This window comes from Sediminimonas qiaohouensis DSM 21189 (genome assembly GCF_000423645.1).
Classification (GTDB): Bacteria; Pseudomonadota; Alphaproteobacteria; order Rhodobacterales; family Rhodobacteraceae; genus Sediminimonas; species Sediminimonas qiaohouensis.
This window is the reverse complement of record NZ_AUIJ01000046.1, coordinates 1-8,685: the sequence shown is the minus strand read 5'-3', so window position 1 is coordinate 8,685 and position 8,685 is coordinate 1. Positions and strand designations below refer to the sequence as shown.

General features: G+C 60.8%; 7 protein-coding genes and 5 pseudogenes. 3 read left to right on the top strand and 9 right to left on the bottom strand.

Annotated features, from left to right (window positions below):
• The 7 genes and pseudogenes from G568_RS19385 to ectA all read right to left on the bottom strand — a co-directional run.
• A partial coding sequence (locus G568_RS19385) for an ABC transporter permease subunit (RefSeq protein ID WP_037374466.1) occupies positions 1-170 on the bottom strand: 170 nt, incomplete at its 3' end.
• A gap of 84 nt (positions 171-254) precedes the next feature.
• On the bottom strand, positions 255-1,514 hold the full coding sequence (locus tag G568_RS19380) for an ABC transporter substrate-binding protein (protein WP_169576973.1): 1,260 nt from the start codon (positions 1,512-1,514) through the stop codon (positions 255-257).
• 179 nt (positions 1,515-1,693) lie between these two features.
• Positions 1,694-1,810, bottom strand: a pseudogene (locus G568_RS20755) (transposase); the annotation flags it as partial.
• Between the two features lie 118 nt (positions 1,811-1,928).
• A complete protein-coding gene (locus tag G568_RS20400; RefSeq protein ID WP_157084460.1) occupies positions 1,929-2,231 on the bottom strand; it encodes a hypothetical protein in 303 nt (100 codons plus the stop codon).
• Between the two features lie 356 nt (positions 2,232-2,587).
• A pseudogene (locus G568_RS19375) lies at positions 2,588-3,997 on the bottom strand (aspartate kinase).
• A gap of 23 nt (positions 3,998-4,020) precedes the next feature.
• Positions 4,021-5,295 carry a diaminobutyrate--2-oxoglutarate transaminase gene (ectB, locus tag G568_RS0117220; RefSeq protein ID WP_026759134.1) on the bottom strand — a complete coding sequence of 425 codons (1,275 nt, stop codon included), beginning with the start codon at positions 5,293-5,295 and terminating at the stop codon, positions 4,021-4,023.
• A complete protein-coding gene (ectA, locus tag G568_RS0117215) occupies positions 5,285-5,836 on the bottom strand; it encodes a diaminobutyrate acetyltransferase (protein WP_026759133.1) in 552 nt (183 codons plus the stop codon). Before ectA ends, ectB begins: the two co-directional genes overlap by 11 nt.
• Positions 5,837-6,161: 325 nt before the next feature.
• On the opposite strand from ectA, the pseudogene G568_RS20750 reads away from it, so the two are divergent.
• Positions 6,162-6,254: pseudogene (locus G568_RS20750) on the top strand (IS6 family transposase); the annotation flags it as partial.
• A gap of 150 nt (positions 6,255-6,404) precedes the next feature.
• Positions 6,405-6,641 (top strand): MBL fold metallo-hydrolase, encoded by a 237-nt coding sequence (locus G568_RS0117200; RefSeq protein WP_026759131.1) that lies wholly within the window; start codon positions 6,405-6,407, stop codon positions 6,639-6,641.
• Here the strand turns inward: G568_RS0117200 and G568_RS20080 are convergent.
• Positions 6,616-6,849: pseudogene (locus tag G568_RS20080) on the bottom strand (IS256 family transposase); the annotation flags it as partial. The gene G568_RS0117200 and the pseudogene G568_RS20080 overlap by 26 nt on opposite strands.
• A gap of 115 nt (positions 6,850-6,964) precedes the next feature.
• On the opposite strand from G568_RS20080, the gene G568_RS0117190 reads away from it, so the two are divergent.
• Positions 6,965-8,068, top strand: coding sequence for an IS110 family RNA-guided transposase (locus G568_RS0117190; protein ID WP_026759012.1), 1,104 nt, complete (start codon positions 6,965-6,967; stop codon positions 8,066-8,068).
• Between the two features lie 296 nt (positions 8,069-8,364).
• Here the strand turns inward: G568_RS0117190 and G568_RS19370 are convergent.
• Positions 8,365-8,685, bottom strand: a pseudogene (locus G568_RS19370) (transposase); the annotation flags it as partial.

Here is an 8,685-nt window from a genome sequence, read left to right as displayed (position 1 = left end):
AATCCTGCCTGTGCGAGCAGCAAGCAGAAGAATGCGCCAAGGGTCAGGAACTCCCCGAAAGCGAAGTTGATGAAGCGCGTCACCCCGTAGGCCAGCGTCAATCCGACTGCACTGACGGCGATCACGCCCCCAAGCGCAAGGCCGAAAACCAGCGTTTGCACGAAAATCATGCCTGTATGTCCGTCCCCTCGGCGCTTGTGGTTTTAGGTTGCCCCGGGGCGGCGCCGCGTCGCGCCCGGGGCCTGATCGGTCGCTCAGTCCAGCGCGGAGGCGGGGATTACCGCCACCGTCGACCACGCACCACTCTGTACTTGGCGGATGCCGAAGGGGGCGGCAATATTGCCCCAGCCATCGAAGTCGATCGGACCGACGAGCCCGCGGTAGTCGATCTTCTCTCCGGCTTCGAGCGCCTGCTTGCCCTCGGTGTAGCTTGTCACTCGGGTTTTGTCCTTACCGGGATCGGAGACGGCGCGGACATGCTCGGCCAGCGATGCGCGGGTAATCTCGCCATCATCCATGTGATCGCTCAGCATTGCCAACGCGACGACGTTCATCGCGTCATAGGTGTTGGTGCCGAAGATCTTTACCTCTTCGCCGGCGTAGTCCTGATAGCGCTCCTCGAAGGCACGATTCAGCTCCTGTCCCTCTTCGGACGCAACCTCCTCGAGCCCATAGACGCCCTCCACCAGTTCCGCGCCTGCCAAGTTTATATAGTCGGCATTGGTCTGGTCCTGAGTGACGAACCAGCCGCCGTCATAGCCCGATTGGAACGCGTTGGTCATCACGCGCGCCGAGTCCTCCGGCGCGGCGACGAGGACGATACCGTCCGGGGAGGCGCCCAACGCCTCCTGCACCTCGGCTCTGTAAGAGGGCTTGCCGGGCGTGAATTCAATTACCTTGGCGAGGTCGGTGTCGTAATCGGCGAAGCTGCGTTCGATCGGTTCCAGGAACGAAACCATGGCCGGCGACTGCGCGACCATCAGAACCGGGTTTTCCCAGGCGCTGGCGGCGTCGGCCAAGTATTGCGCGTCGGTCGCAGCGCGTGCAATGGCGCGCCCACCCAATGCGTCCGAGGGCACGGTGCGGAAGCACACGTCCCGACAAGCGCGATCGAGCTCGGTGGTGCCAGCCGTTGGCGTCACCATTGGTACGCCGTTGTCGATGATCAGGTTCTTTGAGCCCGAGAACGATAGCGAGGTTGGCCCCACTAGCGCCATAACGTTGTCCACATTGATCAGCTTCTGCGCTGCGGTGGTGCCAGCATCGACCACACCTTCAGTATCACCCTGCACGAAGGTGATCTCTCGGCCGCCAATCCCGCCCGCGCCATTGACTTCTTCGGCGATCATCCGGGCGACGGGCTGCACGTTCTCGCCTACCCAAGCGTATTGCCCGGTGAAAGGGAGTAGAAGCCCAACCTTCAGCGGATCCTCTTGGGCTGTGGCTGTGCCTGCCGCGACCAGTCCAATTGCGCTAATGGCAGCAAGGGCGCTGTGCTTCGCGAATTCAGTCATTTTGTTTCCTCCCATGTTGGCTCGGGCGCGGACAAGCTCCTCCACGGGCCACGCCTTCGAGGAGAGGCTAAGCAGCGCAATTGTGAATCTCAACACTTGAACCGGATACCGCCAGACAGAAGCGAAATGGATATCTGGGCTGAAGGCAAGGGTGAAAAAACCCAGTGAATCGGTTGGACAAAATATGCCGATGCTTTCTTCAATATCTCATTAGCCTGACGTAGCGCCCGCACCTCGCGTTCGAGTTCCTTGATCTTGGCACGCTCCTCCGATGTAACGCCATCCCCATGGCCTGTGTTGGTTTGTTCCTGCTAAACCCAACGCCGTGAATTGCCCCAACCCATTGAATAAGGAAGAAGTGATGCGGTCCAAAGTGGCAACTGACTGCTCCACAATAACGGGGCAACATAATCATCAATTTCCGTGGTCCATCTCCATCACAACCCATTGATTTTCATAGAGCTGATTTGTGCGCCGCGTGGTCCATATCACCCCATATTTTATTGATATTTTCGCCACTATTGGCACTCCCCAGTCGGTCGCCACTGAAGCGGTCAGAAGGCTGGAAGAGGCCTGTTCACGGGCCATCGCAGCACGCCCCGCACTTAGCGCCCCAGCCTCTACCAATGTCTGAATCTCGCGCAGGGCCTGCTCATAACGCTGACTGTTTGCATAGAGGGGATCATGGGCGGCACCTGCGCCGGTTTCCGACCCCACCCGGCATGCCCCGTATGCAAACTTAACATATTGATATTACTTCATAACTTGCCTACTCGCTCGCCCTCCATATCGTGCCATGATACTTTGCCGATGCGCGTTGGGTCAGAGCGACACGCATAATCGGTCATATGAGCAGTAGGTTCGACGTTGCACAAGCGATTGCAAGGGACCCGGACCGCCGGTTCGATCCTGCCCCTCTCCGCCTCGGTCTATTCATCCGTCACGGGGTTGGTCCTGCAAGCATGTGGGCCATGATACCCGCCAGAGACATGGTCAGTGCGCAGCACCAAATTTGAATGCCGCCACTGGCGTGGGTCTGCTCTGCCAAGGGACCGGTTTTGCCTTGAACGGTGTCAAACGTCCTGATCCGGGATCAGCGCCTCGTGCACCGCCTTGATCGCGTCGTTCAACCGGTCTTCCGGCACGAGAAACTGCACATCCACGGCCCGGGCAAGCGCGTGGATCCCGAGCACTTCGATCCCGGCCGCCGCAAGTGCTTTCAGGCCGCGCGCGGGCACGTCGAGCCCGAGTAACCCCCTTCCCACCGCGCTGATCAGGGCGACCTTGCGAATGCCGATCTCGGCATCGGGATAGGTCTTCTCGATCGCGCTCTCCACCCGGCGCAGGGTCTTGAGCTGCGGATCGACGTAATGCGTGATCGTGTTGGCGTTGGACCCTTTGGAGATGATCCAGACATCGTTGCGCGTCAGGGCGTCGTGGATCGCAGCATCGTAGCCTTTCACGCCGACCATGTCAGGCTCGTGCACTTCTAACGCGGCCACCGTCAGCCCGGTGATTATCTCGACACGGGGCGCGGCCTCGACCTCGGACAGGATCAGCGTTCCGCCGTCGTCGGGTTCGAACGCATTGGCCACACGCAGGGTAACGCCCGCCTGCCGCAGGATCTTGGCGGCGCTGGGATGGATCGCTTCCATGCCGAGATGCGACAGTTGGTCGGCCACGTCGTAGTCGGTGCTGTCGATCTTGATGACCTTGTCCGCGCCGACGATCTTGGAGTCCGCGCTCGACAGGTGGAATTCCTTGTGAATGATCGCCTCGTGCGCCCTGGTCAACGCCGCGATCCGGGCAAAGGTCACCTCGGAAGAACCCCGGTCGTATGCGCGCATTAGCCCTTCGCGGCACTGGGCGTAGCCAGTGACGATGGGCAACTCCGTGCCGAAGTCGATCCCCGCGAGGCCGTCTTTCAGGCGCGTCTCCAGATCGGGATGGCTGTCGTCCCGCCAGCAGGACAGGTCGACCACCCGGGCATTGACGCCGCGGCGGTTGAGCATCAGCGTGAGGACCCGCGCCGAATGGCGCTTCGCCCAGCCCCGACAGAAGTTCACGGATCGTCATCATCTGATCGTCCAACCTGAAATGCCCGTAGGATGTTAGGCGTTGGAGGTCGATCAGGCAGGAGCGCGCGCCCTCGATCCGTTCCCTCAGGAAATCGTCGGCCTCCTGCCGGTCACCCGGATGATCGAGCAGCCGCGCATGGTCCTCGCCCATCCGCGAGGCCGCCCGGTCGAGCGCTTCCCTCCATTTCAGATCGGATTCCGCCGAGGCAAAATGTCCATAGACGCCCGGCTCGCCCGATTTCTTGTCCTCCAGCAGAAGGTCGGTGACCCCACCGAAGGCCGAGACCACGAAATTCGTCCATACGGCCCGCCAGCGGCCTCTTGAAGGAACAGCGTGTCCATCAGTTCGTCGGCGCGGCTGATGGAGGTGCCGCCGATCTTCTCGACGTTATGTACATTCGTCATGGGCGCGCACTTTGAACATCCGGTCACTCCGCCGCATTGTGGGTTTTGGAAGCACCATCCCGCACGGCGGCCTCTAGAATGTCGAGCCCCTCGTCAAGAACCGCGTCGGGTGTGGTGAGCGGACCGAGGAACTTCACCACCTCGTCGTCGGCGCCCGACGTCTCGATGATCAGACCGCGTTCGAAAGCGGCAGCGCAGATGCTGCCGGCCATTTCGCCGGAGCCGAAATTGATGCCCTGCATCATGCCGCGGCCGCGCAATTCCGCCCTAGGTACTGTGGCCGCGATCCGCGACAGGCGCTCGTGCAGATGCGCGCCCTTGCGGCGAACCTCGGCGGCGAAGGCGTCGTCTTTCCAAAACTTCTCCAGCGCCACGCGGGCAGTGACGAAGGCATGCGTGTTGCCACGGAAAGTGCCGTTGTGCTCGGCTGGTTTCCAGATGTCGTACTCGGGTTTCAACAGCAGCGTGGCGAATGGCAAGCCAAAGCCCGAAAGCGATTTCGCCTGCGTGACCATATCGGGGTCTATCCCGGCCTCCTCGAAGGCGAAATAGGTGCCGGTGCGCCCGCAACCGGACTGAATGTCGTCCACGATCAGTAGGGCTCCGAGCTTATTGGCCAGACGCGCCACACCCTGCATCCATTCAGACGAGGCGGCGTTCAGGCCACCTTCGCCCTGTACCGGCTCGAAGATGAACGCGGCCGGCGCGTCGAGGCCGGAGGAGGAGTTCTCGAACATGGTCTCAAGATGGCGCAGCGTATCCACCTCATCACCGAGCGCGCGGTCGAAGGGCATGTGCGTGGCGCCGCAAAGTGGTCCGCCGCCCGCGCCCGCGCGCTTGCCCGCATTGCCGGTCAGCGATAGCGCGCCCATGGTCACGCCGTGGAAGCCGTTGGTGAAGGACACGACATTGCGCCGACCAGTGACCTTGCGCGCGAGCTTCATCGCCGCTTCGACGGCGTTGGTGCCGGTGGGGCCGGTCATCATCACCTTGTAGTCCATGCCGCGCGGCTTGAGGATGAGCGTCTCGAAGTCTTCGAGAAAACGCGCCTTCTGCGTGGTATACATGTCGAGGCCATGGGCGATCCCGCCGTTCGAGATATGCTCGATCAGCGCCTCGCGCATGTCGGGGTCGTTGTGCCCGTAGTTTAGTGTCGAGCAGCCGGCGAGGAAGTCGATGTATTTGCGCCCGTCGGTGTCGAACATGTGGCTGCCTTCGGCGCGCTCAAACACCACCGGAAAGCTGCGGCAGTAGCTGCGCACCTGCGACTCGCGCCGCTCGAAGATCTCAGTTTGCATGGGTTGCTTCTTCTTCTGAAGCGGCGGACTCGTCTTGGGCGAACTCGCCGATGGTGACCATGTATTCCGTCGCGTGCTTGCCGCCGAAATGTGCGTCGCGCTCGTAATGCGGTTCACGTTCCAGTTCGGCGTCCATGTTCTCGGCGAAGCTGTTGAACAGCGCCCAGCTTGCCGCGTTGTCGGCGGTGATCGTGGTCTTGAGCTGGGTCACGTCGGCGCAGGCAGGGCGCGCGAACAATTCCGCCAGCATCTTCTTGGCGACGCCGCGGCCGCGCGCCGCTTCGCCGACGGCGACCTGCCAGACGAACAGCGTGTCCGCTTCGTCCGGCGGGATGAAGGCCGAGATCCAGCCGACGATCTCGCCGTCGAGTTCAGCAATCACGCAGGTGTCGGCAAAATGCTCACATTGCACGAGATTGCAGTATATGGAGTTCTCGTCCAGCGGACCGCTGCTTCGGATCAGATCCCATACATCTGATCCGTCTTCCGAGGTCGGCGCACGGAAGGTCACGCTCTTTTGGTGTTCTTCTGTATTGTGCATCGGATGATTCCCTTTCTGGGATGCCGAGAGGATATACCTCGGCATCCCAGAAAGGGAATAAATACCACATCATGGGGCAGTTTTTTCGGAGTAAGCCCGCAGGGGCCTGCGGCCATGCCGCCCCAGTCGTCCGCCCCGAAAGCCGGTGCGCCGCAATCTCGGATAGGCGGTTTTACGGGCGTTCGACGACGTTTTGCGCGACGCGAGCCACGAATTCATGCGCGGCAAGATGAATGGCCTTCTGATACGGGGTCGGGATGGTATTCCCGGGCCACCCATGCCTCACCGCAACGCCAAATGCGTTTGTGGCATAGCCTTCGTCAAAGCCATGAAGGTGATCGGCAATGCCGAGAGGCAACGGACCGGGCGTTGGTTGAACAATCGTGAAGAAAACTCACATTTGCCATTCCGACGACGAGCAGTTTCATCCCCTCATGTGAGAACACGATGGCGTTCGGGGGTGTCGCGACCGGCATCATGAAGGCCATGGAGACTCCCAAGGCGCCCGAAACGGTCATGACCATCGGGTAGGGCTCAGACCGACTGCGACTGCGGCGAGAATGGTGACGTGATCGACCTTGGTGACCGGCATTTCGAGGTGATCCACAAGCCCGGCCATTTCATCGTGTGCATTGCATCCTGGGAGACGGTGACCGGCACACTGTTTTCGGGCAACATTGCTAATGATGGTTCCCTGACCGAGAACACCTACCATTCCAATGCACAGGACTATTGCCGTTCGATGGTGGAGCTATGCCCGAAAGTTGGTGACGGCGTGATCAGGCGGCGGTTGGAAGTTGCTTGATGCCGTCCTTGAAGGCAATCCCCTGGACGAGTTCGGGCAGGCGGTTTGCGCCGTCGAGTTTCCGCCATTTCGCCTGGGCTGACATCATCAGCCTGAAGGCCATGGCGAGACCGGTTTTCCGGCTGAGGCAGCCCTTGGTTTTGCCGGTGCGGTGGCGCACGGTGGCGAAGGTGCTCTCGATCGGGTTCGAGGTCCGGATGTGCTTCCAGACCTTATGACCGCATTCAACGCCAATTGGACCGGGTGGCCTCTCCTACGGCATTCTGCAGCGAGGGTTATGCCAGTTGTTCTGGCGCAGAGCCTCAAGAATGGAGGAGAGACCAATGAAGGATAGCATGTTTATTGGGCTGGACGTCCACAAAGCGACAATATCCGTGGCTGTTGCTGATGGCGAGCGCGGAGGAGAAGTGCGATACTGGAGCAAGCTGCCCAATCGACCGGATCGTGTCCGCAAGCTTGCGGAGCAACTGGCCGCCAAAGGGCATCAACTGTATTTCTGCTACGAGGCCGGCCCCTGTGGCTATGGCCTTTACCATCAACTTGTCGAGCTTGGGCATGATTGCATGGTTATCGCCCCCTCGCTCATTCCTGTGAAAGCGGGCGACCGTGTGAAGACAGATCGCCGTGATGCGCGCATGCTTGCCAAATTGCATCGCGCCAGCGAATTGACATCTGTCTGGGTTCCGGACGTCGAGCATGAAGCGATGCGTGACCTGGTTCGCGCACGCGCCACGGCTGTTCGCGCCGCAAACCAGGCCCGCCAACATCTTCAGAGCTTTTTGCTCAGACATGGCCGCCATTATCCCGGCAAGAAGAGTTGGACCAAGGCCTATCGGCGTTGGTTGTCGACAAACCGGTTTGACCACTGCGCCCAACAGATCGTTTTCCAGGATTACATTCACGCCGTGACCGACGCCGAAGCGCGCGTCGCGCGGCTTGAGGCGCAGATTGCTGAGCTGCTCCCGGATTGGAGCCTCGCCCCCATTGTTGAGGCGATACAGGCCATGCGCGGTGTTGCCTTCATTGTCGCGGTCACCGTGGTGGCAGAAGTTGGAGACTTCCGCAGGTTCGCAACGCCTCGCCAACTTATGGCCTATCTCGGTCTAACCCCCACCGAACATTCCAGTGGCAACACGGTCAGGCGTGGCGGCATAACGAAAGTTGGCAGCAGCCTGGCGCGCCGCGTGTTGATTGAAGGCGCCTGGAGCTACAGGATGCAACCCCGTGTCGGTCGCAAGCAGGTAGACCGGATGGAGGGCCTCCCGCAAGCCGTGCGCGACATCGGCTGGAAAGGCCAGACGCGAATGTGCCGACGCTACAAGCACCTGGTGGCTTGCGGCAAACCGACAGTGGTGGCAAACACCGCAATTGCACGGGAGATGGTCGGCTTCATCTGGGCGATTGCGCAGGAAGTCACTCCCGCCTGACGCTCATTCATCACAAACGCAACACCCCGTTCAACTGATGTGCAAACCTGGGGGTGGAACACGGTGGAGAATCCTTGGGAAGCATTGTGAGCCAGTCCTTGAAAGGCTGACGCTCGTTTCCAGAAAGAGGCAGCTCCAGGACGCAACCACGGTCATGCGGTATCCAACCCGCGCATGAGAGTATGCTCAACCGTCGTCTCAGTTCCACCCCCAGCCTTGCACATCTATAAGATAACGCCTCCGGCGATTGGGCCGGTCGGCTCGGCGTGACAAAACCATTGACTGCGATCATGAGAGTGCTCGGCCGGGAAGTCGTAAAAACTGAGCAGCACTTCGCGGTCCTTGACCAGCTTGGCGACCGCCTTGTCGTATTTCACACCATAGGTCTCGACGAAGAAGTCGAAGGCGGCGTCGGCGTCAGCCTTGGTCTCGGCCTGCCAGATGTCGTGCAGGTGCCCCTTGGCCTTGGGCTGCACGGATTTCGGCATCGCGTTGAGGACATTGCCGGTCTTGTGGACCCAGCAGCGTTGCTCGCGCGTGCTGCCGAAGACCTCGCGCAACGCCGCCCAGAACCCGAGAGCGCCGTCGCCGATGGCCAGCTCCGGAGCGCGGGTGAG